23 protein-coding genes are annotated in these 25,055 nt (G+C 40.3%); 1 reads left to right on the top strand and 22 read right to left on the bottom strand.

Annotation, left to right across the window (positions count from 1 at the left end):
* Positions 1-7: 7 nt before the first annotated feature.
* From rng to csrD, 21 genes are all read right to left on the bottom strand, one after another.
* Complete coding sequence (gene rng / locus PPBDW_RS02030) at positions 8-1,477, bottom strand: ribonuclease G (RefSeq protein WP_036793130.1); 1,470 nt, start codon at positions 1,475-1,477, stop codon at positions 8-10.
* 12 nt (positions 1,478-1,489) lie between these two features.
* The gene (locus tag PPBDW_RS02025) at positions 1,490-2,062 is read right to left on the bottom strand and encodes a Maf family protein (RefSeq protein ID WP_036793127.1); all 573 of its coding nucleotides are present in this window, start codon (positions 2,060-2,062) and stop codon (positions 1,490-1,492) included.
* Positions 2,063-2,164: 102 nt separating this feature from the next.
* Positions 2,165-2,653 carry a rod shape-determining protein MreD gene (mreD, locus tag PPBDW_RS02020; RefSeq protein ID WP_036793125.1) on the bottom strand — a complete coding sequence of 163 codons (489 nt, stop codon included), beginning with the start codon at positions 2,651-2,653 and terminating at the stop codon, positions 2,165-2,167.
* Entirely contained in the window at positions 2,640-3,614 is a 975-nt protein-coding gene (gene mreC / locus PPBDW_RS02015; protein ID WP_036793123.1) for a rod shape-determining protein MreC, read from the bottom strand. Before mreC ends, mreD begins: the two co-directional genes overlap by 14 nt.
* A gap of 40 nt (positions 3,615-3,654) precedes the next feature.
* A complete protein-coding gene (gene mreB / locus PPBDW_RS02010; RefSeq protein WP_036793121.1) occupies positions 3,655-4,698 on the bottom strand; it encodes a rod shape-determining protein MreB in 1,044 nt (347 codons plus the stop codon).
* A 115-nt stretch (positions 4,699-4,813) separates the two neighbouring features.
* Positions 4,814-7,768: a DUF6701 domain-containing protein gene (locus PPBDW_RS02005; protein ID WP_036793119.1), complete on the bottom strand. Its 2,955-nt coding sequence runs from the start codon at positions 7,766-7,768 to the stop codon at positions 4,814-4,816.
* A complete protein-coding gene (locus tag PPBDW_RS02000) occupies positions 7,768-8,208 on the bottom strand; it encodes a pilus assembly PilX N-terminal domain-containing protein (protein WP_036793118.1) in 441 nt (146 codons plus the stop codon). The genes PPBDW_RS02005 and PPBDW_RS02000 overlap by 1 nt, the downstream gene beginning before the upstream one ends.
* Positions 8,198-8,959 (bottom strand): PilW family protein, encoded by a 762-nt coding sequence (locus tag PPBDW_RS01995; RefSeq protein ID WP_054261969.1) that lies wholly within the window; start codon positions 8,957-8,959, stop codon positions 8,198-8,200. Before PPBDW_RS01995 ends, PPBDW_RS02000 begins: the two co-directional genes overlap by 11 nt.
* Positions 8,959-9,558, bottom strand: coding sequence for a type IV pilus modification PilV family protein (locus PPBDW_RS01990; RefSeq protein ID WP_036793117.1), 600 nt, complete (start codon positions 9,556-9,558; stop codon positions 8,959-8,961). Before PPBDW_RS01990 ends, PPBDW_RS01995 begins: the two co-directional genes overlap by 1 nt.
* On the bottom strand, positions 9,555-10,004 hold the full coding sequence (locus PPBDW_RS01985; protein ID WP_036793116.1) for a prepilin-type N-terminal cleavage/methylation domain-containing protein: 450 nt from the start codon (positions 10,002-10,004) through the stop codon (positions 9,555-9,557). The genes PPBDW_RS01990 and PPBDW_RS01985 overlap by 4 nt, the downstream gene beginning before the upstream one ends.
* Before the next feature lie 95 nt (positions 10,005-10,099).
* Complete coding sequence (locus PPBDW_RS01980; protein WP_036793115.1) at positions 10,100-10,564, bottom strand: type II secretion system protein; 465 nt, start codon at positions 10,562-10,564, stop codon at positions 10,100-10,102.
* 3 nt (positions 10,565-10,567) lie between these two features.
* Positions 10,568-11,173 carry a prepilin-type N-terminal cleavage/methylation domain-containing protein gene (locus tag PPBDW_RS01975; RefSeq protein WP_243423000.1) on the bottom strand — a complete coding sequence of 202 codons (606 nt, stop codon included), beginning with the start codon at positions 11,171-11,173 and terminating at the stop codon, positions 10,568-10,570.
* 272 nt (positions 11,174-11,445) lie between these two features.
* Entirely contained in the window at positions 11,446-12,666 is a 1,221-nt protein-coding gene (locus tag PPBDW_RS01970; RefSeq protein ID WP_036793109.1) for a type II secretion system F family protein, read from the bottom strand.
* The gene (locus PPBDW_RS01965; protein WP_036793107.1) at positions 12,653-14,389 is read right to left on the bottom strand and encodes a GspE/PulE family protein; all 1,737 of its coding nucleotides are present in this window, start codon (positions 14,387-14,389) and stop codon (positions 12,653-12,655) included. The genes PPBDW_RS01970 and PPBDW_RS01965 overlap by 14 nt, the downstream gene beginning before the upstream one ends.
* Before the next feature lie 3 nt (positions 14,390-14,392).
* Positions 14,393-15,466, bottom strand: coding sequence for a tetratricopeptide repeat protein (locus tag PPBDW_RS01960; RefSeq protein WP_054261968.1), 1,074 nt, complete (start codon positions 15,464-15,466; stop codon positions 14,393-14,395).
* On the bottom strand, positions 15,463-16,311 hold the full coding sequence (locus tag PPBDW_RS01955; protein ID WP_036793106.1) for an ExeA family protein: 849 nt from the start codon (positions 16,309-16,311) through the stop codon (positions 15,463-15,465). Before PPBDW_RS01955 ends, PPBDW_RS01960 begins: the two co-directional genes overlap by 4 nt.
* A gap of 3 nt (positions 16,312-16,314) precedes the next feature.
* Positions 16,315-17,961 (bottom strand): pilus (MSHA type) biogenesis protein MshL, encoded by a 1,647-nt coding sequence (gene mshL, locus PPBDW_RS01950; RefSeq protein WP_036793104.1) that lies wholly within the window; start codon positions 17,959-17,961, stop codon positions 16,315-16,317.
* 14 nt (positions 17,962-17,975) lie between these two features.
* Positions 17,976-18,299, bottom strand: coding sequence for a hypothetical protein (locus PPBDW_RS01945; RefSeq protein WP_054261967.1), 324 nt, complete (start codon positions 18,297-18,299; stop codon positions 17,976-17,978).
* Entirely contained in the window at positions 18,292-18,930 is a 639-nt protein-coding gene (locus tag PPBDW_RS01940) for a hypothetical protein (RefSeq protein ID WP_036793100.1), read from the bottom strand. Before PPBDW_RS01940 ends, PPBDW_RS01945 begins: the two co-directional genes overlap by 8 nt.
* Entirely contained in the window at positions 18,930-20,399 is a 1,470-nt protein-coding gene (locus PPBDW_RS01935; RefSeq protein WP_036793098.1) for a hypothetical protein, read from the bottom strand. The genes PPBDW_RS01940 and PPBDW_RS01935 overlap by 1 nt, the downstream gene beginning before the upstream one ends.
* Before the next feature lie 137 nt (positions 20,400-20,536).
* A complete protein-coding gene (gene csrD, locus PPBDW_RS01930) occupies positions 20,537-22,480 on the bottom strand; it encodes an RNase E specificity factor CsrD (RefSeq protein WP_036793093.1) in 1,944 nt (647 codons plus the stop codon).
* A 140-nt stretch (positions 22,481-22,620) separates the two neighbouring features.
* Here csrD and PPBDW_RS01925 point away from each other — a divergent pair, with 140 nt between their 5' ends.
* Positions 22,621-23,520: a LysR family transcriptional regulator gene (locus PPBDW_RS01925; protein ID WP_036793092.1), complete on the top strand. Its 900-nt coding sequence runs from the start codon at positions 22,621-22,623 to the stop codon at positions 23,518-23,520.
* 16 nt (positions 23,521-23,536) lie between these two features.
* Here PPBDW_RS01925 and PPBDW_RS01920 read toward each other — a convergent pair whose 3' ends face one another.
* Positions 23,537-25,006, bottom strand: coding sequence for a phosphoethanolamine transferase (locus tag PPBDW_RS01920; protein WP_054261966.1), 1,470 nt, complete (start codon positions 25,004-25,006; stop codon positions 23,537-23,539).
* Positions 25,007-25,055: the final 49 nt, after the last annotated feature.

The following is a 25,055-nucleotide window of genomic DNA, read 5'->3' as shown; positions in this document are numbered from 1 at the left end:
GAGTACATTACATCATTACCACATCAAACTGCTCTTGCGTATAAAGAGGCTCTGGTTTGATTTTCACTTGTTTACCGATAAACACTTCTAGCTCGGCTAACGCATGATATTCATCACCCGCTAACGCATCACCGACAGCTGACGATACATAAACCACAAACCGCTCAGCATCATAAGCACGATTAACGCGAGTAATTTCACGTAGAATTTCGTAACACACACTCTCAACTGTTTTTACTGTACCGCGGCCTTCGCAAGATGGACAGGTATTACATAACACATGCTCAATACTCTCGCGGGTACGCTTACGCGTCATTTCAACCAAGCCCAACTGAGTAAAACCATTGATATTGGTTTTCACTCGATCAAACGACAGTGCTTGTTCTAACGCCTGTAGTACACGGCGTTGGTGCTCTTCTAATGCCATATCAATAAAGTCGATGATAATAATGCCACCAAGATTACGTAGACGTAATTGGCGTGCAATCGCTTTAGTGGCTTCAATATTAGTATTGAAAATTGTCTCATCTAAATTACGACGACCAACAAAAGCACCAGTATTAATATCAATAGTGGTCATGGCTTCAGTTTGATCAATAATTAAATAGCCACCAGATTTCATCTCGACTTTACGATCAAGTGAACGCTGAATTTCAGCTTCAGTATCATAAAGATCAAAAATAGGCTGATCACCAGAATAATATTCAATATTTTCGGTAACTTCAGGCACGAATTCATCGGTAAATTCTTTGAGCTTATCAAACGCAACCCGAGAATCGACCTGAATATGATTAATTTGAGTACCAACAAAATCACGTAAAATACGCTGCGCTAAACCCAATTCACCATATAACATTGACCGCGGCTTATATTTCGCACGACGCTCAATGACTTTACGCCATAAATGTTTTAAAAAGGCTGCATCTTGTGCCACTTCATCAGGATCAGCACCTTCAGCAGCAGTACGAATAATAAAGCCACCAAGGTGATCACAATGCTGCGCCACTGCTTTCTTCAGTCGATCGCGTTCTTTTTCACAGGCAATCCGCTGTGATACACCAACATGACTCGCCCCTGGCATAAACACTAAATAACGCGATGGTAGAGTAATATCAGTCGTTAAACGGGCGCCTTTGGTGCCGAGAGGATCTTTAACGACTTGCACCACAATATCTTGTCCTTGACGGACGAGTTCCGAGATATCACGGACTTTAAATTGTTTTTTTTCATTTTCCGCCACACATTCAGTGTGCGGAACTATATCTGACGCATGTAAAAACGCCGCTTTATCTAAACCGATATCAACAAATGCAGCCTGCATTCCCGGTAAGACACGACTAACACGTCCTTTATAAATATTGCCGACAATGCCTCGCTTCGATTCACGTTCAATGTGAATCTCTTGCAAAACACCCCCTTCAATCATTGCGACACGTGTTTCACTCGGCGTCACATTTATTAGCAGCTCAGTGCCCATGGTTGCCTCTACTTATAACTTTAAAAAATCTTGCACCATGATGTCGGTTTCCACTAATGGTAACCCCATCACAGCATAATAACTGCCATCAATACGGGTAATAAATTTGCCACCTAGACCTTGAATACCATAACTTCCAGCTTTGTCTTGCGGTTCACCACTTTGCCAGTATTTTTTAATATCGTTCTCAGACAAAGTTTTAAACCACACTTGGGTGGTCACTAAACAGGTTTGATTATGTGATGGTGTTGCTAAGGTGACAGCGGTCATCACTTGATGCTGCCTTCCTGATAATAACCTCAGCATACGCGCCGCATCCTCAAAATCGACAGGTTTTTCTAGAATTTGTTGATCTACCACAACAATAGTATCAGCACCGAGTACTGGAATATCATTATTAGCGGCTTTTACACCAGCAAAGGCTTTATCTCGTGACAGGCGTTGCACATATTGTGCTGCTGTTTCTTGAGCTTGATGACACTCTTCAACATCAACCACTATGCGCTCAAAGTTATAACCAAGTTGGGTCAAAAGCTCCATTCGACGTGGCGAACCAGAGGCAAGGTAAAGTTGAATAGCAGCCATAATTATCCTGTATTAAATAATAAATTGTTAAATTTGCAATTTTTGCGCCAAAAGCACAAAGGGGGAATACCTGTTGGCTTCCCCCTATAATGTTAATCGTTACTAGCGAATGGCTAATTTACGCCGAATTCGACGGAGTAATAAAAATAACCACGGCCATAATATAAAGTTTAATAACACCGCCCATAATTGCTGCGGATAAAAACTAATATTTGAGACTAAATATTCAGCCCAGAATTCAATTAATTTAGCGGCCAATGATAATAACGCAATCACAATTGCCTGCTGCCAGAGTGATAAATTGCGTAACACTCGAAAGTTAAGCGCAATAATATAAGCAATCACTGACAACATTAGCCCACGAACACCAAGTGTTGACCCTAAGGTTAAATCCCATAATAGACCAACAACTAACGCGGTACCGACATTAACTCGATGAGGTAATGCTAATACCCAATAGCAAGTTACTAATACTACCCATGATGGTCGAAAGGGCTCAAGTTCTCCAGGCCAAGGTACCGCTTGTAACACTAACGCAAATAAAAATGATAACCAAATCCAGATTCGGCCATGTGCTTTATTGGTTGGCATGATTCACCTTATTCGAAGCTGGTACTACAGGAGCAGTTGTCGTCGTTGTCGTTACAGGTGCGACTACTGGTGCGACTAAAGGTTCAACAACAGTTGCTGGAGCAGCCTCGGTAACAGCAGGTTCAGTGCTCATTTTAACGCGATCAGTTGGCCATACTAATAACAAATAACGCAAGCGATCAAATTGTACTGTTGCCTTAGCGGTAATTTGCGCAAATGGGCGTTTATTATCAAATGAGAACGATGTTACCCGCGCAACGGGATAACCTTCAGGATAACGTCCACCAAGACCTGAACTCACTAATAAATCACCTTTTTTAATATCCGTACTACTGGGTACATGCTCCAGTAAAATTTGATGATTACGACCACCACCAGTGGCAATAACACGAATATCATTACGAACAACTTGCACTGGAATCGCATTAGTCGGATCGATTAATAATAACACCCGACTATTATGCGCCCCGACATAAGAAACCTGGCCAACGATACCTTTATCATTAATTACCGGCTGACCTTCATAAACGCCATCAACACGGCCTTTATTTATCATTACTTGATAGCTATAAGGATCTGAATCAACCGCCATTACTTCTGCCACCATTTTACGCTCGTCACGAACAAATGGAGATCCAAGTAAACTTCTTAAACGCTGATTTTCTTGCTGTAATTGATCGAGTAATAACACATTACTTTTCATGACTAATAAATCACGTTTTAATGCTTTATTTTCTGTCAATAATCGTTGGTGAGAACTGAATTGCCCCCGCAGAACATCTAACATTTCACGCGGTAAATTGGCAGCATATTGCAGCGGCGCTACCGCCGAATTCAATAAATAACGAATATTGGCAAAAGCACCAAGACGACTATCGGCTAGCATTAAGCTAGCCGATAGTAATATGGCAAGAAACAGGCGTAATTGCAGAGATGGACCTCTGCCAAATATAGGTTTCATATAACGCTATAACCTGTTTAGTTGAAAACCCATGGTGGTATTATTCTTCGCTGAAGAGATCGCCACCATGCATATCGATCATTTCAAGCGCTTTACCGCCGCCACGAGCTACACACGTCAATGGATCTTCAGCCACAACGACTGGAATTCCGGTCTCTTCCGTTAGTAGACGATCAAGATCGCGCAATAATGCACCACCACCCGTTAGCACCATGCCGCGCTCTGAAATATCAGACGCTAGTTCAGGTGGGCATTGCTCAAGTGCAACCATAACCGCAGACACAATCCCCGTTAACGGCTCTTGCAATGCTTCTAAAATTTCATTGGAGTTCAATGTAAAGCTACGCGGTACACCTTCTGCAAGGTTACGACCACGCACTTCAATTTCACGCACTTCATCACCCGGATAAGCCGAGCCAATTTCATGCTTAATACGTTCAGCGGTTGCTTCACCAATCAAGCTACCGTAATTACGGCGCACATAGTTAATAATCGCTTCATCAAAACGGTCACCACCAATACGTACTGATGATGAATACACGACACCATTTAATGAAATAACCGCAACTTCAGTAGTACCACCACCGATATCGATCACCATTGAGCCAGTTGCTTCTGATACAGGCATGCCCGCACCAATTGCTGCCGCCATAGGCTCATCAATTAAATACACTTCACGCGCACCAGCACCTTGAGCCGATTCACGAATAGCGCGACGTTCAACTTGGGTGGAACCGCAAGGTACTGCCACTAATACACGTGGGCTTGGGCGTAAAAAACTATTATCATGCACTTGTTTAATAAAGTGCTGAAGCATTTTTTCTGTAACGTAAAAATCGGCAATAACGCCATCTTTCATTGGACGGATAGCAGCAATATTACCTGGCGTACGGCCAAGCATTAATTTGGCGTCATGGCCTACTGCGGCAACACTTTTGGTTGCCCCCGCGCGATCTTGACGAATAGCCACTACAGAGGGTTCATCAAGAACAATTCCTTGTCCTTTGACATAAATAAGGGTGTTGGCTGTGCCCAAGTCAATAGACAAGTCATTGGAAAACATGCCACGAAGCTTCTTAAACATAGTCTTCAGCTATTCCTGCAAGCGTTAAAAAATCGTAAATTGCGCTCAATGTATCAAGTGCAACCAAGTGAAACAAGATATGGATCGCTAAACCGCGCCTAGACACGCAATTTATTTACTCTATGGGTTGATTGAGGCCTTTTTCTGCACGATAAATGATTCTATCGTTACCACGGTAACTGCCAAAGGTCACCAACCCTGATGGATCCTCATCACCAACACCACGCCAGTTAAATGTTAACCATGGCTGATTTGCCATTTTATTTTCTGTACAACCAATATTACTCGCAGGCTGAGCGGCTATTCGTAACCAAAACCGTAATTGTTGCTTTATATAGGCTTCATTTTCACCGATGCCAGGTAATACCTGTAGCGAATTATTTTGACCTTGCGAGACACTATTGTTGGTCGCGACTAAACTGGCTTTATCATGTGGTTTAGAGGTATAGATAATTTGCTTACATGACCACTGACTATTAAATCGCGAGCGGCTATCGTCACTATTGATTATAAATTGCTCACCATTCCAATATTGCACTTTAAGTGGCATGGTTAACGGTTTATCAAACACACCATTGATATCTTGTAATACCATTCGGCCATAGCGACTACTGACTTGACCCGTAAGAGGAGCAATAGAGGCCGCCTGAGAAGTATTATATCCGCGTAACGGTAGCGTTTTAGCAATAAAATCCGTACAACCTAATGTCGAACATTGTGAACGAGGCTGTACCGACAAGCCCAATCCAACCTCATACGGACCATCTGCCGTGGTCATTTTCACGGTAGCATGAGTGCCATTTTTAGGTAGACGTTTAAATGTCAGTGCACCATTGGTAATCGTTAATTGTGCTTGCTGCCACTGTTGCTGCCAATCATTAGCTAAATTAGCTTGATCCAAGCGTGAACTGAGATCATTTATACTGGTTTGCGGATTAAGATCAACCGCCGTTAATAACAATGTTTCTTTCAATTGAGGCGCAAATTCGCCGTAATTAAACGTCGGCTCACCAATAACATTTTGTGCTTCGACGGTAACATTAGCAGTGAAAGCTTGATCCATATAAGTGAACGGCGATGATTCAGTATGGGCATTGGTGATTACGCTATCAGTGATAACTAACTGTTTGGGGTAAAAACGCCCAATAGCACGCTGACTTGGGTTGATCGTCATACCAAGATAACTATTAGCGGTCATTTTTAACGCCACACTGCCAACCTCACTCCAGCGCAAATTATTAAAAATCATTGCCACCTTATCATGAGATCCGCTGTTTGGTTGCGCTACAGTACCACTAAGCTCACCTCGATGGCCATTTGCTGGTGTATCAATACCAGCAATCGAAGCTGTTAAAGTTGTAATCGGCGCACCATTGGCAAAAAAATTGGGGGTAATTGGCCGTTGGCAGTAAGTTTTATTTGTGACATCAATAGGGTTATTTAAGCTATCACCCGCCTGCCATTGCAATGGTTTAGCTCGCACTACAAACGCTTCTCCCGCCGCAACTAAACCATCGCCACTCGTCGCAGTTCCAGTAAAACTGTCACCCACTTGAGGACACATGGCAAATGTCCAAGGACGGGAGGATATACTTACAGATCCAGTTAACTCAGTATTATTGGTAATCTTTCGATTTTTTGTTTTGGTTATAATACAACTATCATTAGTACAATTAGGATCAGTTATAATTAAATTAACGACGCCACTATCAGGATACATTATATTTAATGATGTTTTTCCATTTTCAAACTCAATATTTTTATTATTATTGTTAACATTAATAACACCGTTACCCTTTGTAGATGGTGTTATATATTTTGTTTTGAATTTTAAATAACGTATTCCTGAGTAACTCTTTTCAACATTAACTAAATTATTATTACAACTTAGGACACTTAGCTCAACGTTCTCTGGCTTACCGGCAATAATACGCTGTGCTTCAGCGTGAAATTTATAAGGAACAAATTTATATAGCTTAGATTTAACAACATCATTTATTTGTGCGAAAACTTTAACATCTGCAATTACATTTGCTTTAAGAAAAACACTCCCTTGTCCATTTTTTATTTTTATTTTTATTTCTTTTTCTACATCGATTTTATTACCATTATCTATCCAAAATGCAATATCACTCTGAATAACATTAGTTCTTAAAGTTACTTTTCCATTATGATTAATATCAACATTACCTTTATCATCTAATACATTAATGACAATTGGTACCATATCACAAGTTAAAAATATCGTATCATTCGGTAATAGCTCAAAACCAATTGGTTTAGTTTCTATTTCACAACTGTTTTCTCCAAAATAGTTAACAGTAGAGTTAAACTCAAGTTTACTAGCTATTATAGAACCATAAAACTCTACTGTATTAGTAAGTTGCAATTGCTGCTCAGATTCAGAATATATATAGGCTTTAATTTTTGCATTATTACTTACAACAGCCATATAATTACTATTATATATAAAAACCTGAAAATCAGAGCTTTTACCTGACATATTAATATCCGAATCACCAATATTCATTCTCTTTATGAACAGACGAACATTACCTTCAATAATAATTTCACTTTTACTGTGAATGCTGATTTTATCAATGAAATAGTCACCACTAGAAAATATAACACTTGATAACCCTATATCCATACTCGTATATTTTCCAGGAAGAATTTTTTTATATTTATCATTCCAACTAGATATTACACCGCCACCAGTTACATCAAACACAGGTAATTTTATTTTATTTACTTGTTTATCTGGATTAATTACACATCGATTACCATTACAATAATCATTATCTGTTGGGTTTCCACTTCCTGAATTAAATTCAGCCTTTGAAAAACCTAACATGTTATTATTTAATCCTTTAATATTAACATTATTACTAATCGTTATAACTGAGTCGTTTTTTATTCCTTGCAGAGGCAAGGATAAAATATCACATATATTAATATCACTTGATTTAAAATCTGAGTTTATATTATACGACTCAGTAGTCGTTGCTTGCACCGCCCAAGGCATTAACCATAATAATAAAACACATTTAAGCCATAATTTATATTTCATTACAACAATCCCTTAACCCACACTTGTTGCTGGCGAGCCACTTGATATTGACCACTACCACAGTATCCAGTACTACTTAACTTTATGCGTCGTTCGGCACTACCCACAGTATTATCATTAGCTGAATATTCATTACATGTTACGGTTACACGACACCCATTAAAATCCACCAATGGGATCGGAGTAGGAATAGCTTCACAAGTTAACATTTGATTCGGATCACCAATCGGGAATAATTTATTTAAGCTAATTTCAATCCCGCTGTGAGCAGCAAACCATGCTCGAGTACCGAGTATTTCTTGAGTGGTGGTTACCGCTTGCGACGCATTAATTTTGATCATTGCAGCAGCCATCATCGACATCACAGTAATAATAAAAATAGCCACCACTAAGGCGCTACCCGTTTGGGAAGCCAATGATGAAGAGTAATTACGGCGCATTCATCACCTGTACAGTATGGTTATAACGGCTAGTTTCACCATTACGAGTAAACGTTAATTGCCAAGCCACTAACGCACTACGCGCAAGGGCGGCATTGTCGAGCTCAAAAGCAGACAAATTAGTATCGATATATTGTGCCAGTAATATTGGCTGTGATTCGATTCCCGAATTATTGATGGTCATGCGTGTGAGGCTATTACTTTTAATACAGAACTTAACGCTATGAGTGTAAATATAGAAACGCTGTGCCAATGAACCACTGCCAAAACTATGTTGGCCATCAAGTTCAAATTGCCATTGATTACTTTCAGTGCCTTTATTTATCGCTTTCACTTTAGCAGCTTGATCACTAACACCATCAAAATCCTGAGCTTTATGAGGGTTAATCACTAATATCATATCGGATTGAAATTGCGGAGCTATTGTCTGAGTAATAAAACCGGTAATCACATCGATATTCGTTAGACTTGGGTTAACATAATCACCATTGTATTGAATCGGCTTAAACGCCAAACATTGCCCATCACTAGTGATTTCAAGGCTATTTGGCACCGCATCACGTAATTCGCGACTTATTCTCTCAACCGCAAATCGAGCTTGGGATTGTAATTGTTCCCGATCACGAGTTTGTAAATAGCCCTCAGTACCGAGACTGACAAAGCGGCCAATACCAATGGTAATAATTGCCATCACCACGATCACCATGATCAATTCGATCAATGTAAATCCTTGCGAGCGCCGTGATAACATTAATAATTACCTCGATAAGCTGCAAATTGATAACGCCCATATCGGCCGCTATCAACCACCATATTGATACGCTTATAATTATGAGGGGTTTCTGCTGCGATAGGATTAGGCGTATTAGTTAAATTGTTATCGTAAAAAACAGCCACCGTCACGGTAAAATGGCTATAGTCTGCTGCAATCGAATCACCAAGTGCATTACTCAACGCCATTCCATTACCGCCGTCACAATGGGCACTCTTGCCCTGCCAACAGCCAATATAATCATCAACGCTCGAAAACTGTTGTCTATCCGAGATTGCTACTAGGTTTAATGAGCATGGATTATTAATCGCTTTGCCCTGCAAATCTTGAGTATCATCACAGCGAATTTGCTCACCATTATCATCACTGTTGGCATCAAATTTACGCGCTAAAATTTCACTCATCATCGCATTCGCTAACGCCGCAGCTCGAGCTTGATAATGCGGTTGAGCTGATAATGCGATTTGCGGAAATAAAAAGCGGCTTAAAATAAGCATTGCCACCACAAAAATGACAATCGTAATAATCATTTCAATTAGAGTAAATCCACGCTGAGTTCGACGACCAAAGCAGGTCATAAACAAGCCCCCGCGTGAATGTAACCTTGCTGATTAATACACATTTTCGCGTAATTGTTATTATTAGCAGTAAAGGCAATCTCACATCCAGTCATACATTGAGGCTCACCGTGGGCATTTAATGGCTGCCCAAGTAAATTAAAAGCAATAATATAATTTGGGGTAATGGTGACCAGATCATTTATGGTCGTAAGGTAATTGGTGGCGTTTTGACGAGTCGCACAACCGAATAACTGCTGATTAATCGTTAACGTTGCACAACCGCGTTGTTGCTGCATCGCCGTAATTTGAATTTGACGCGCAATAGCTATCGCTTGATCACGAGCAAGTTGGGCACTAAAGCTCGATTTACTGGCATAACGACTGGCAGCAGTAACTGAGATAATCGCCAGTACAATAATCACCATCACTAATTCAATTAAGGTGAATCCATGTTGTCGCGCCACAGCCCTAACCTTTTATGATGATTATTTAGTGATGCTATTTCAAATAAAATAACATCACTAAATAGCGCTCCACAGAGCGCTAGATATTAATCAGCTTATTTAGATGAAGGTGTACAACCAGTACCTGGAATAACTACTGTTGTTGCTGCAGCTGAACTCGTCGCTTGAGAATAAGTAACGATACACTCATCAGCTTTATCATTACTTTTATATGTGTAAGCAATTTTGCCATCTTTTGGATAATCAGTTACTACTTTCCAATCTTGCGCTAAGCCTGTTACTGCTGAATTTAACGCAGCAGAAGTTGCCTCTGGGTAGCCATAAACAACTGCAATATCATCTACAGTAGCTGTATCTTTAGACTCAACGCCCTGAATCGCAGCCTTACCATAAGTAATCCCTGCCGCACCATCAATCGCGCCTTTCAACCCTTGTAGTGATGACGCACGCGCATCATCTTGCAAGTTTAAAAACTTAGGTGCTGCAGTTACGGCTAAAATACCGAGAATTACAATCACCACCACCAATTCAATTAATGTAAAACCGTTTTGACGTTTCATAACTTAGTCCTTTTTCTGATGTAAATTCACTTCAACTCGACCTTGAGCCGGTATGTAAGTAAATGAATGCCCGGCAGTCACATTAATTGCGCCTGAGCGATGGTTGCTAGCAGATGCTAACTGATAATATCGACACTGTTGATGCGCTTGTTGTCGTTCAACCGTGACGAAAAATATATATTTTCCCATTGCAACGTTGGCGATTAATGCCGTTGCTGGCGGTGGGATTTGTAATAAGTTCTCAATTAAATCAACACAATCTTGGGCCGTTAATTGTTCAACATCCGTGGTCATACTAGTTAGTAATGCAAATGGATATCCAATTAATACCGAACTGTTAGTGGTTGCTGAGGTTAATCTAAAAATACTGCCGTCATAGTTAACCGTATTATTATCGTTAGGTGTTCGTGGGTGACCATCTGCTTCCCATTGCACCCGTGCAGAAATAACCGCCGTCGCAAAATTACCACTAACTGTTTCAATAGCGGCTTGTTTTGCTTGTTGAATAATATTAATAAATCGCGGTAACGCTACTGCCATTAATAAACCAATAACCACAATGACAATAACCAACTCAATAAATGAGAAACCTTTAGGTCGTATTGACAATGGTTATTCCTAACAACATAAACTGTCAAAAAACTATCTTAATAGTTTCTCACTTAGTCAAAATATTGCCAACAATTATTTGCAACCAATTAATATATAATAAAAAAACAACAATTAAATACCAATTAACAATATTGTTATTCTTTATTAGAATACAACTAATGTTGTATTTAATAATAATGACGAGTAGATAGTTAATATAATCGTAAATAAAAAATTAATATTTCCATCAATGGTAATTAATAGTGTAATCACCTTGGAGTTTATAAATATTAGCCTGCATTAGCGACATCTAACATCCCCCACATTGGTAAGAAAATACCGAGAGCCAGTAAGAGCACCATTGCCGATACCACTAATAATAATAATGGCTCGATACGAGCAGTTAAGGTCGTTAAATCATAATCAACTTCACGATCATAAAAATCGGCAGCCTCTAATAATAAATCATCTATTTGACCCGTTTCTTCACCCACCGCGATCATTTGCAATACTAACGGAGTAAAAATATGCGTATTTGCGGCTGTCGTAGCAATACTACTACCACTTTCAATACCAAGCTTCATTTCCAACAACCGTTGCTCTAAAAATCGATTATCTAATGCTTCGGCTGCCATTTTTAAAGCCTGATTTAGCGGTAACCCCGCACGTACCATTAACGCAAATGTACGCGAAAAACGTGCCATTAGAGCTCGATTGATAATACTGCCAACGATAGGCACTCGCAGTCGCCATAGATCCCACCGCTGTTGGCCAGCAATAGTATTACGCCACATTCGAACACTCATCCAAAGTGCGACGCTAATGGCGATCATTAATGGCCAATAATGAACAAATACGTTTGAGGTGGTAATCAATACCTTGGTCGGCCACGGTAAATCAACCCCAAACCGAGCAAACATGCCTGCAAATTGTGGAATAACTTGAGTATTCAACACCACCATCGCCAGTCCAATCGCAATAATGACAAACATTGGATAGCGCATTGCAGATTTAATCTGGCGTCGAGTATCCATCTCTTGCTGATAATAATTAGCAAGCTGCAATAAAGTTTGATCCAAGCGACCAGTATTCTCTCCAACATGGATCATGGACACAAATAAATCAGAAAACACTCGAGGATGTTGTTTCATAGCTGCAGATAACGAATGACCATTGGTTAATTCTGTTGCGACTTCCGCTAGCGTTGAGCGTAATAATGGATGACTAGCACTTTGTTCTAAGCCTTTAAATGCACGTAATAACGGCACTCCCGCCTTAGTTAAGCTGTATAACTGCCGACAAAAAATAACCAACACTTCAATCGGTAATGACCGTTGCCACCAACCACTAACAGCAAATAATGAGTGGTTATTAGGCGCCAGTTTGATCTCTAGCGGAATAATACCTTGGCGTAATAATTGATCGGCCGCCGCTGATTGGGTTAATGCTTCCAACTGACCACGCTGAATATTACCCTGTGCGCCACGACCACGATAATTAAATAGTTTCATTTACTGGCAACCCAATATGGCCATCATCAAAATCACCTTCGGCTAAGATCATGACTTCATCTAAACTGGTGACCCCAGCTAAAGCCAGTGCCAATGCCGACTCAACCAATGGTTTATAACCGTCACTCTCTCGTGCAATTTGGCTAAATAGCACCGCATTATTATTGCGTAAAGCATCCATCATCGGTTGATCGATTTCTAATAATTCAAACACGCCAACTCGGCCTTTATAACCGGTAAAGTTACAACTTTGACAGCCTTGACCAAGCTTAAACACACTATGATCATCACCGAAATGGCATGCTCGTAACCATAACTGCTGCTCCGCTTCTAATACTGCTACTTGAGCACAGTCGCGACACACTCGACGCACTAATCGTTGCGCTAATACAGCCCTTACCGCACTAGCGACCAGATAGCCTGGCGCCTGCATATCAATCATTCGTAAGGCACTATCAATCGCATTATTGGTATGCAAAGTCGATAACACTAAATGACCAGTTAAAGCGGCACGTAAACCAATTTCAACGGTTTCCTGATCACGCATTTCACCGACCAAAATCACATCTGGATCTTGGCGTAAGAAAGTCCGTAGAATCGAAGAAAAAGTTAACCCTATTTTATTATTCACCTGCACCTGATTGACTCGCGGTAAGCGATACTCAACCGGATCTTCTGCGGTAATTAATTTTTTACTGGGCTTATTCAGTTCATTTAGCGCCCCATATAGGGTGGTGGTTTTTCCTGAGCCCGTCGGCCCAGTAACTAAGATCATTCCATGGGGACGTTTTAATTGGCGTCTAACCCGTGATAAAAGATCCGCAGGCATGCCGACATGATCTAAATCGAGAATTCCCGCCGATTGATCCAATAAGCGCATAACTACCGACTCACCATATTGGACTGGCATTGTCGATACACGAATATCAACCGAGTGATCGCGAACTTTAACATTAAAGCGTCCATCTTGAGGTAAGCGCTTTTCTGATATATCAAGACCACTCATCAACTTAAGTCGTAATACTAAAGCTGCTGCAACGCTATTTTCGTTAAGTAGGGTCTCATGCAAAATGCCATCAATACGCTGTCGAATCCGCAATACATCTTCATCGGGTTCAATATGGATATCTGACGCCCCCACTTGCAATGCATCCTCAAATAATGAATTGATCAGCTTTACCACTGTCATCTCATCATTATCAGAATCTTCAATAGCAAACCCATAATGTTGTTGAGTTTTATGTTCGGCGTTAAGTTGCTCGGCAAACGAAGCGATTTCTTTAGTACGGCGATAATAACGATCAAAAGCGGTGATCAATTGCCGTTCGGGGGCAATCACAAACTCAATTTGATATTGCTGCAACTGGTTAAGTAGTGCTTCTTGCATCGCTAGATCAGCGGGATCACTCATCGCCACCCGGACCACATCACCACGATGGCTGATCACTAAAGCGCGTAAACGACGGGCATGAACTTCTGATAATAGGTTCACCACCTCACTCTCAACCACAATTCGGCTTAAATCGACCAAAGGAATATCTAATTGGCGCGCTAAAAATTGCAACAGTTGTTGTTCACTGAGGAAACCCATTCCAATCAGCGTATCCCCCAATTTACGACCTGTGGTTCGCTGTTGAGTAAGGGCTTGATCCAATTGCTGCTGTGCAATAATGTGCTCATCAACCAACAGATCGCCTAAACGTTTACGTAATCGAATTTGCACCTGTTAGCTCCTTTGGGTTTGTAACGCCATAATACGTTGTTGAATAAAGTGTTGTGATGCCGCTGATAACCCACCATGGGTTAATCCGGTTCGATAAGAAGCTAAGGCCGCGGTCTGTTGTTGGCTACGCTCTTGAGCAATGGCTAATCCCAGCCACCAGCGCCCATCGCTAGCATCATGCAATAACAATTGTTGATAACTCGTCAGTGCTAAGGCGGTATTATTTAACTGCTGAGCAAGTGCCGCCCGCATCGCTAAAAAAGCGATTGAATCGACTTTCAACGGTTGTTCTAATACCGTTAACGCCGTTTGAAATTGTTTTTCATTCACCAATAATTTAGCTAGCGTTAATCGCAATTCAGTATTCTGCGGTTGCTGCTGTAATCCTTGTTGTAACATTGCAACGGCTTGGCGATTATCACCACGACCATAATATAATGCTGCCAATTTTTGACGAGCTACCACCCATTGAGGGCGATACTTTAATGCCGCTTCAAGATGAATAATCGCCTGACGACTATTCGCCTGACGCAATACTTTTTCCGCTTTACGATATTCAACCTCAGCTAATTGTGATGGTGTTAACGCCACGGTTTTTATCGATAAACTACTTGGTAATGGTTTTGAGACTAAAGCGACTTTAGCCTCTTGTGGAGGCTCAATCGCAATATCTTTCGCTTGTTGCTCAGCTAATGCTTGTTGATAACCACTGTCATAGCCTTGTTCATACGAACTTGCGAGTTCTTGTTCCATCTCAAGGGTTTCAATAGCAGGCTCAGCCTCTGGCATCGCAGTTAAAACAACACGATCGGAATCAGTTAGACTGGCGACAGCTTGAGGCTGTGCAGCCACAGCAACTGCTGCTACCGAAGCTGATGATGCAAGTGCAACAACTTCGGCTGACTGTTGTCGCCAATAACTCAGCACAACCATTAACATTACCGCTATCAAAATCGCCACCACACCATACCACCAGCGTTTTTTAGGTAATGGTTTGATCGTAGCTGGCTGTAATACAACTGCCGCATCATGAGACTGCTGTGTTAACGCGCTCAAACGACGATTTAATTCACTCATAAATATTTCCATCTCAGCCATCGCCACCACAACCGACTTGATTGCCGAGCCGCGACAGTATCAGCAATCGCTATCTTAATATCTTGCTGACGAACAGACTGACGCTGCTGGCTATAGGCTGCGAGTAATGCTTTATGGGCTAATTGATTAATCAATCTTGGAATACCACCACTCGCAAACCAAATCGCGCGCGCTTGGGCCACTGAAAATAATCCCGGCTTCCCCCCAGCGAATAACACTCGGTGTTCAATATAAGCAACGGCTTCTGCTTCAGTTAATGGTAATAAAATGGCACGTAAAGTAATTCGCTGTTGCAATTGGCGCAATTGATAATGCGCTAAACGCTGATCTAATTCTGGCTGACCAACTAACACAATATGGAGTAACTTTTCTGATTCTGTCTCAAGGTTACCTAATAGACGGATCATTTCTAATGCGTCATCAGGCAATGCTTGAGCTTCATCAATAAGTACTACTACCGCACGTCCATTCGCTTTCCGCTGCAGTAATTGATCCTGAATATCGATAGTGAGTCGATGCCGATCAGCATCGATATTCAGTCCTAATTCATGCGCTAACGCCAGTTGTAACGTCACTCCACATTGCGCGGGAGTCGGTAAATACACTAAATCAAATTTTGCCGGTAAGCGATTGATTAACATTCGACAAACGAGGGTCTTTCCGGTTCCAACTTCACCTGATACCTGAATAATGCCATCCCCCATTGCCAGCCCAACTAACACTGTATCGATTGCAGTTAAATGAGTTGATAAAGCATGAAATAAGGCGGTATTAGGCGTTAATAAAAACGGGGCCGAATGAAGCTCAAAGTGCGATAAATACATCGGCTACTTATCTTCTGGAAACCATTCATTAACCAATGCTCGTGAGCGTTCGATCTCTTTTTGCCAAGTTTGATCACTTATCACGGTTGGCTTCAATAAAATAACCAATTCGGTTTTTTGCTTCACTTTATTGATGTTACGAAACAAATTACCCAGCAGCGGAATATCACCTAACAACGGTACTTTTGATACTTGATCTGTCATCGCTGTTTTCATTAAGCCGCCGATCACTACTACGTCACCACTGCGAGCATGAATAATGGAATCTGATTCACGAATGGTGCTTTTCGCCAATGGCAATTGATAAACCCCAAACTTTTCCCCCAGATCTACGGCTTTGATTTCATTTTTAATATCAACCACCGCTGGATGAACATGTAATAACACCCCACCTTGATCATCAATTTGCGGCGTTACATCCAATGAAATACCGGAGAAAAATGGCGTTAATTCAATATCAGGGGCCGCGGTACTGTTATCTCCCGAAACATTACTACTCGAAACATTCGTTACAAAATATTCATCACCACCCACTTTGATCACCGCTTTTTGGTTATTAGCCGCAGTCACACGTGGGCTTGAGAGCACATTAAGATCACCTTGGGTTTCCAGAAAGCTCAGTACTGAAGTAAAGTTACCATCACTAATGGTGATATTAGTTTGGCCGCCTAACAAATTTGAAATGGCGTTACCACCAGGCAATGCTGCAATTGCTGCGGCATCAACTATCGGGGTTGAACCCACAACAATATTAGTGCCACCAATGCTACGGGTGATATTTTGCCAATTAATCCCCTGCTGATAACTATCATTAAGGGTCACTTCCATAATCTTGGCTTCTAATACCACCTGACGTACTAAGCGCTGTTGTGAAATCCCCAAAAACTGTTTCACTTCACGCAATTCGTTTGGAAATGCCCGCACAGAAATTAAACCCGCTTGCGGTGATATCATTACATTACGGCCTTCACCGTGACCAATCATACCGCGTACCACTTTTTCTAACTGTTGCCAGAAATCACTTTCAGAAGTGGTTTTAATAGTAGTGCCACCCGTCGTCGTGCTTACGCCTTCTGTCGTGTTGTCATCATCATTAGCGCCTGAATTTGAATCAGAGCTATTGCCGTTAGCGATAGATCCCGTTGTTATCGAGGTCAACGACACCCCTTGACGCTGCAATTGTAAATAATCTACTGGAATAATATCAGTCCGCAAAGTAGCCGGAAATACCTGAATAATATTACCTTTACGGGTAATGCTATAACCATAAACATCATCAACAACATCCAGCACTTCATCAAGTGTGACATCTTTTAATTGCAAACTAATCAAGCCACTTACACCGGGATGAATCACGATATTAAACGGTGTTCCTTGAACTAAACTAGAAAAAAACGCATTGGCATCAACATTACGCGCATTGACTCGAAAGCGTTTCTCTAAGGCTTGAGGTGTCTGAAAATCACTCGTAGCCAATGTCGGCATCAAATCACTGTTAACAGCAGCTGGTAACTCAAACATAGGTTGACTTACCGCATCATTCGCAGCTTGATTAAGTGCTTGTTTAATCGCCACTGGGGACTTATGTCCCATTTGGGTTGAACAGCCAACTAACGAAGCGATAACTACACCAAGTATGATCCGTTGCATATTTTTACGTACCTTCACTGCTTAATATCTGCGCTAAATAGTGACAATTGCCACTGTTTTTTATTGCGGGTTAACATCACTGAACTATCACTGATTCGACTTACGGTGTAGCCTTTTATATAACTACCAACCCTCACCGTTTGACCACTTAAAATGGCGCGACAACGTTGCTGTTCACAAATAACACTTTGTAACTGTGGTAATGATGGTGCTGAGACAACTGCTGATGGCGATTTTTTTTGCCACCCTAATGGTGCTGTTGGATCTTGCTGAGCCTGTACATTTACCGCACGCAATAAACAGCTGATCGCTAACCCTGCCGCAATATATTTAACCACCAATAAAGTCCTTACTTTCACCTAAGGTATAGAGCTCAAGCTCAATTTTTGCCCATGGATATTGCATTACTTGATAGTTTAAATTGCGCCAATAATAATTAACCGGTAACGCCTCTAACTGAGTTAAATAGCGAATAACATCAAAATACTTTCCTTCAAACGTCATCCGTAATGGATGAATGTAATAACCTTGCTCTTCACCACTTATTAGCTGAGCTGCGGGTAATGACACGATACTCTGCAACCGTAATTCTTTACTGTGGCGCAACACTTGCTCAAGGATATTTGGCATTTGTGTCGGGGTAACTAAGCCGCCAATCTTTTGTTGTAGCTGTTGTACTAACTGAGTATTTTTTTGAGTCAGTTGCGCTATTTTAACCTCAATATCTTTATTAGGATCTTGGGCTAATTGACGTTGCAATACCGTAATATTATTACGGATAGCAATAGTATTATTCATCGTGGTCTGGACGTTATTCATTTGGCTTTTCAGCTGTAACCATTGTGGTTCTAGCACCATCAACACGCCAATAAAGCCGATCGCAACCCAACCTGAAATAGCAATCAGCCATTGCTCTCGTGATGACAAGCCACTGAATCTTTGTTGGCATTCAATCCAGGTTATTCTCATCAATTTGCCCCTTGTATGCGCTGGGCTTGCAATGTAAAAGTGACCTGATTGGTATCATCTCGGCCAATATTGAGTAACTGGAATCGCCGCTCAGCCAAAGTGGAATAACGATTAAATGTCCCTAACCATCCAGGTACTGCCTCCGGCGTTCGAGCAACACCGTTTAAATCCAGCGCATTACCTGAAATCGAAATACGTTCAATAGCTATATTGTTTGAGCCAGCAGCTGCAAGTTGGGTTAATACTTGACCATAGCCAACCATTAAACTTACATCATGATTAGCAACAGCCTTTAATGTCGATTGTTTAGCAATGATTTCTTGTTCTAAGGCACTAACACGCTGCTGCTTTATTGGGCTAACGATATGGAGCTGTAATTGTTTTTGAGTCAACGTCAGTTGGCTTTGTGCCGCCGTTAATTGGGCTTTACTCGATGCTAATTTAGGTGCTAACTGACGAGATTTATAGGTATAAACGCCACTAACGACACTGATTAACACTATGAGAACTAACCAACTTGCCACCATATTATTAAGGGTTAACCGCTGTCGTTTAGGTTGTAGATGTTGTGAGTAGAAATTAATTGAAGATGATAATCCTTGCCTAAGTCCCGCCCAAGCAACACGCGCTCCTGTGGAGGTTAATAATGACACCGGTGGTTCAAGCGCTTCAACAGTAACATTTAAGCGAACATTTAATTCCTGCGCTAATTGGTGATTATCATCATTATCACAGCTAATTAATAACTGACTGATCGAGTTATCACGTAATTGCGCACTAAGAAAATCCAACGAGCGCTGAAGTTCTAACGCTAAACTATCCAGTTGTAATGCTTGGATATCAGAACTTGGGGTTGCCACGAGAGGTACATCAAACCCGCGCAATTGGCGTTGAAAAAACAATTTATACTGACTAAATGCCGTTAATTGTAAGTTGCCATTGCCATAGCGATGCACGACTAATTGACTGCGATTTTCAGCGGTAAATTCACTCAAAACCACGCTGTCAACTGTCATACAGCCAACACTACAGCCTGCAGATTGACAGGCTAAGACAATCTTATTCATTTGTTGACGATTGCTCACAAACACTTGAATACGATCGTTATTTAAACTGTTAAAGCCATCAACAACGATATCTTCTGGCGACTCATTAACTAAATCTTTAACCAGATAAGGCAGCGCGAGAGCCAATTCATCACCGCTCAGCTCAGGCTTATCAATCAATAAACTTTGATATAGCCCCGGCCCTAAAATGATAGCAAGTTGACTACCCGCTAATTGATGCTTAGCGATCAACATCTCAATCGCACTTTGCCACTCGGTTACCGATGTAATTGACACTGAATCAGCGATAACATCAGCTTCATTATCAGCAACTAAAACAACCGTGTCAGAAAACAGAGCAAGCGCAGCATTTAATATAGAATTTTTACGGGAAAAAAGAGGAGAAAGTAAGCGCTGGATCATGATAAAAGTAAGCCGAAAGTTAGAGCCGAATAACAGCTCGCACTTTAGGTAAAGAGTTAGTGCTTCACAATATTAATCTATTAAATGTAAGACCTACATCACTTTAAATAATACCTTCCACATTAACTCTTTAATAATTATACCTTTAAAGTATTTACAGTTGGAGATATTGGTCGCTCAGCAGCAAAAAGGCGCCCTTGTGCAGCGACCACACCGAGCTGTTGTAGCACCCGCCATTCCTTGTTGGTTTCAACACCGACAGCAATCACTTGGGCATCACTATTGGCACACGCTCCCAGCATACTTCGAACAAATAACTGATTCTCTTGCCGCTGATGTATATCACGTACTAAGCCACGATGTAATTTAATATAATCAGCCTTAATATCTTTAATATAGTAAGTACTAACTATAGTTCGACCCGCTTGTGAAACAACAAGCTTACAACCAAGCCCCGTTAATACGCGTAATATAGGTCGTATCGCGTCAAGATGTTTCACCAACATACTTTCTGATACTTCAAACAATAACCGATTCAGTACCGGACGTGGTAATTGTAATAATTCATCTCGTAGCCATTTAACAAATTTTTTGTCACGTAAACTGATAGTAGTAATATTAACCGCGTAACTATTATCCGCCGATTGCTGCTTGAGCAACATCAAGGTTTGACGAATAACCGCCCGATCAAAACGCACCGAATAACCTACTTGCTCTACAGCGGACATAAAATGTGATGCTTTAATAATGTCACCATTATCATCGTTAATACGAGCAAGTAAGGCATAACTCATCACCTCTTCATCAACCGCCATAATAATCGGCTGTTGATATAATAGCGGCCCACCTTGCACCAACGTTTTATCAAACAAACTACGCCAGCGTACATTACCGCGCGATTTATCCCATTGATGATCTTTCTTAAAACTATTCCAGCTATTTGCGCCTTGTAACTGTGAACTGCGTAAAGCGGTATCGACTTCATCCATAATCCGTCCACGGCGATCACCACCATGAAAATATGTCACTCCGATGTGGCACCAATTGTCTTGTTCCATCGGTGATGGTGGCGATATACGCTCAACGGCATTCAATAATTGATTAGTAAATATTTTAATTTCTTTGGCGGGTTGCTGGGGAATAAGAATCGCAAATTCAGCATCAAAATAACGCGCTAATACCGTATCTGGAAAACGCTGAATAAAGTTAGATAAAATTACGCTGATATCTTGTAGCAACTCATCTGCAATCGTTTTTCCCTGCAGAGAGCACAGCTCATCCCAGTCACTTAAACGCAATAGAATTACTGCACCATGGCTATCTTGATCTTGCACCATTGACTGTAAACGGCTATCAAATAACACGCGATTAGCGGTACCCGTTAATTGATCTAAAAAAGTGTGAGTACGAATAAACGTATCAAATCGACTCCGTTCTTGACGAGCATCTTTAAGTTCACTAATTAATTGATCAAGGGCTAAACTGGCTGTTGCTGGCCACTCATAATCATTGCCTTCAGCATATTGATCGACGCGACCAGCTAAAATCATTCGGCCACGCTCTTCTAACAATTCAGAACCATATAATTGCGTACGTAACCAATGCACACCTCGAATTAAGCCGAGTATTACAATCAGCAATGCTAATGAAATGGATGACATCGCTCCAAGAGAATAGGTAAATTCACTATAAAGTGGAATTGCCGCAATTGTTACTTGATAGCGAGGATGTAATGGCAGTAAGTATTGATGATGATACAGAATATTAGGATCAGGAACGATTTGGTGACCTTCAAAACCAAACAGTTGTTTATCACCATCATTAATCGTTAACGTCACCACATTACTCGCCTCTAATAACGTCGGCAACCAACGAGATAACGCCTGAGGTCCTTGAGGCTCAGAAAGTTCTTGATCAATAACGCTAACAACGCCATCAAGATAATGCACTAATGAGTCTTGGCCGAGTTTACGGAAACTCAAGGCTCCACCGATAAAAATAACTAAAATCGCGCAAATCACGATCATGGTAACAAAGGCAACTAAGCGATTTGTTAACTTCATCCTTGAGGCTTTTCTCATAGCATCCTTATTTCATATATGCCATTAATATCAATATGTAAAACGTCAAAACGATCTTAATCATTTTCTCATCGCTAAGCATACGCTACATTAGACCAGTTAATCGATTATTAATATTGTAACAAAGGAATAATACATTTATGGATTGGATCACTTGCGCGAATAGCTTTATCACCGTGGTAGAACACGGCTCATTGGCGCAAGCCGCTAATAAACTCAACACTTCCAGCTCCGCATTATCAAAACGATTATCTTGGTTAGAAAAACAACTTGGTGTACAGCTTTTAAAACGCACTACTCGCCACTTAACCGTGACAGATGCAGGCCAATTGTTTTATCAACGCAGTGCATTATTGGTCAATGACTGGCAACAAATGCTGGCAGAAACAACCGCTACCTATGGTGAGGTCGGCGGCATATTACGTATTGGCGCCCCACTAGCAACAGGCAGTCGCTTATTGGTTAATTACTTAACTGAATTTAGTCAATGTTACCCAAAAATAAAAATTGAGCTCCATACCGTAACTGCAGGGCAACTTCCCGATCTCAACCTCGATGTATTTATCAGCCGAGAAATCACTGAATTTAACTCTTGCAGTTATATAGCAACTAAACTGTTGAATTATCGTAATGGTTTTTATGCCGCCCCTGCCTACCTTGAAAATAATGAGCCAATCACTACCCCCGAGCAATTATGTCAGCATAATTACCTATTATTTGGCGATCAAGGTCATCAACAAGATCATATTTTTGAGCATAATCAGCGGCTGCGATTACAAGGCAATTTTATTACCACCAACCCAGAAGTGCTGGTTGCGGGTGCTGTTGCTGGAATGGGGCTAATTTTAACCAGCCGCCAAACCATCAAACGAGAATTAGATAATGGCTTACTTGTCCCAGTGCTACCAACATTAAAGCAGCCGACAAATGCAATTTATGCCTACTACCCCAAATTAAACTATCATCATGTTAAAACGAAATTATTTATTGATTTCATTAAACAAAAATCGGCAACGAACTCATTCAGTACTGAAAAATAACGTTAATAAATGCCAATTAATGCGGTTCAATAATTTCATCTGGATCATTTTTTAATGAGTTAAAAGGCACCATTTTATTACCACTCAATACGTGAATACTGTTCACTCGAGGTGCCTGATAAACACTGAATGCTGGTAATTGAGTCGTTTTAACGCCAATCCAGTTAGAGAAAATAGACATAAAATCAAAAGCACTTATTTTTTTATTCAGCATAGTATGCTGCTTAATATCACTGGCTATTTCAATCAATGGAACTTCATAATTTTGTTTATATAAATCACCATGGACTAATTGTGTTTGCCCTTTAACAGTGCTGACATTATCAAGACCATGATCTGAGAAATAAAATAATGAATAACTTTCTTGAGTCGATTTTAAATCATCAACTACCGTTTTAATAATGCTATCTGTTTGATTATAAGTAGATAAATAACAGGATAGATCTTTATCTTTCAAACCATATATGTCTTTTTTAATTCGATCACAAAAATTTTCATGTGATCCCATAATATGCAATACAATTAATTTAGATCCATTATAAGGCTGTGCTAATGCCTGCTTAAATAACGGTAGTAATGCATAATCACTCGTATTATTAGTTAGAAAATTACCTTTTTTCAAAAATTGTTTTTCTGCTGCATGCATCGCTATTACTGAAACAGCTGTATCATATTTTCCAATAAAACCTTGGTTTGATAGCCATATTGTTTTCATTTTAGCGGCATTGGCTAACGTAATTATATTATTAACCGGATGTAAATCTAATCCGTTACTGATACCTAAAGTTCTCGGTAATGATACTGCCGTATGGGATGCTGTCGACAAATAACCATTAACCAATATTGCCGGTGTTTGAGCTAAGAAAGGAGTGGTATTAATCGGGTAGCCATACGCAGACATATAATCTTTACGCATGCTCTCACCAATGATTAACACATAATTTTTATACTTCGGCTTGGCACTTAAAACCGTCCAATTAGCCGTCTGATGAATGCTATTTCTGATTGCATTTATCTGGATAATATAATGTTCAGTACTGATATAAATATGATTAACAAACAAACTTAAAGAAGAAAAATAAAGGCAAACCCCACCTAATAAAACAGTAGATTTATACCATTTAAATACAATTTCAATCCTAATTAGATAATAACAAAATACGATTAACAAAATAGCATTTAATAGCCATACTTTTATTGGCACTGCTAATAAAAATTCTATACTTTCACGTTTAGTGGTTTCAACTAATGAGGCAATAATACCTATATTAGGATGACCGTAAATATATCCAGACTGAAAATATAATACTGCAACAAAACCAATTGGAAATATAACCAACCATTTTAACCAACGTTTAGATGACAAAAAAATCAATGCTAAAAATAAGCATCCACTTACTACAATCATTTCATTGCCATTATATCCAACCCCAATGGTAAGTAATAAAGATAATAAAAGAGTAATAACGACATTTAAACGTTTCATAAATACAACAAGATAAATAGTGATAATAATATTAATAGTTTAGCTTAGG

The organism is Photobacterium kishitanii (genome assembly GCF_000613045.3).
Lineage (GTDB): Bacteria > Pseudomonadota > Gammaproteobacteria > Enterobacterales > Vibrionaceae > Photobacterium > Photobacterium kishitanii.
The sequence above is the reverse complement of the archived record's forward strand: the minus strand, read 5'-3'. Positions and strand labels throughout refer to the sequence as shown.

Coding starts and splice junctions, on each gene's coding strand:
- rng (WP_036793130.1), bottom strand. CDS start 1,477: ATGGGCACTGAGCTGCTAATAAATGTGACGCCGAGTGAAACACGTGTC.
- PPBDW_RS02025 (WP_036793127.1), bottom strand. CDS start 2,062: ATGGCTGCTATTCAACTTTACCTTGCCTCTGGTTCGCCACGTCGAATG.
- mreD (WP_036793125.1), bottom strand. CDS start 2,653: ATGCCAACCAATAAAGCACATGGCCGAATCTGGATTTGGTTATCATTT.
- mreC (WP_036793123.1), bottom strand. CDS start 3,614: ATGAAACCTATATTTGGCAGAGGTCCATCTCTGCAATTACGCCTGTTT.
- mreB (WP_036793121.1), bottom strand. CDS start 4,698: ATGTTTAAGAAGCTTCGTGGCATGTTTTCCAATGACTTGTCTATTGAC.
- PPBDW_RS02005 (WP_036793119.1), bottom strand. CDS start 7,768: ATGAAATATAAATTATGGCTTAAATGTGTTTTATTATTATGGTTAATG.
- PPBDW_RS02000 (WP_036793118.1), bottom strand. CDS start 8,208: ATGCGCCGTAATTACTCTTCATCATTGGCTTCCCAAACGGGTAGCGCC.
- PPBDW_RS01995 (WP_054261969.1), bottom strand. CDS start 8,959: ATGTTATCACGGCGCTCGCAAGGATTTACATTGATCGAATTGATCATG.
- PPBDW_RS01990 (WP_036793117.1), bottom strand. CDS start 9,558: ATGACCTGCTTTGGTCGTCGAACTCAGCGTGGATTTACTCTAATTGAA.
- PPBDW_RS01980 (WP_036793115.1), bottom strand. CDS start 10,564: ATGAAACGTCAAAACGGTTTTACATTAATTGAATTGGTGGTGGTGATT.
- PPBDW_RS01970 (WP_036793109.1), bottom strand. CDS start 12,666: ATGAAACTATTTAATTATCGTGGTCGTGGCGCACAGGGTAATATTCAG.
- PPBDW_RS01960 (WP_054261968.1), bottom strand. CDS start 15,466: ATGAGTGAATTAAATCGTCGTTTGAGCGCGTTAACACAGCAGTCTCAT.
- PPBDW_RS01955 (WP_036793106.1), bottom strand. CDS start 16,311: ATGTATTTATCGCACTTTGAGCTTCATTCGGCCCCGTTTTTATTAACG.
- mshL (WP_036793104.1), bottom strand. CDS start 17,961: ATGCAACGGATCATACTTGGTGTAGTTATCGCTTCGTTAGTTGGCTGT.
- PPBDW_RS01940 (WP_036793100.1), bottom strand. CDS start 18,930: ATGAGAATAACCTGGATTGAATGCCAACAAAGATTCAGTGGCTTGTCA.
- PPBDW_RS01935 (WP_036793098.1), bottom strand. CDS start 20,399: ATGATCCAGCGCTTACTTTCTCCTCTTTTTTCCCGTAAAAATTCTATA.
- csrD (WP_036793093.1), bottom strand. CDS start 22,480: ATGAGAAAAGCCTCAAGGATGAAGTTAACAAATCGCTTAGTTGCCTTT.
- PPBDW_RS01925 (WP_036793092.1), top strand. CDS start 22,621: ATGGATTGGATCACTTGCGCGAATAGCTTTATCACCGTGGTAGAACAC.
- PPBDW_RS01920 (WP_054261966.1), bottom strand. CDS start 25,006: ATGAAACGTTTAAATGTCGTTATTACTCTTTTATTATCTTTATTACTT.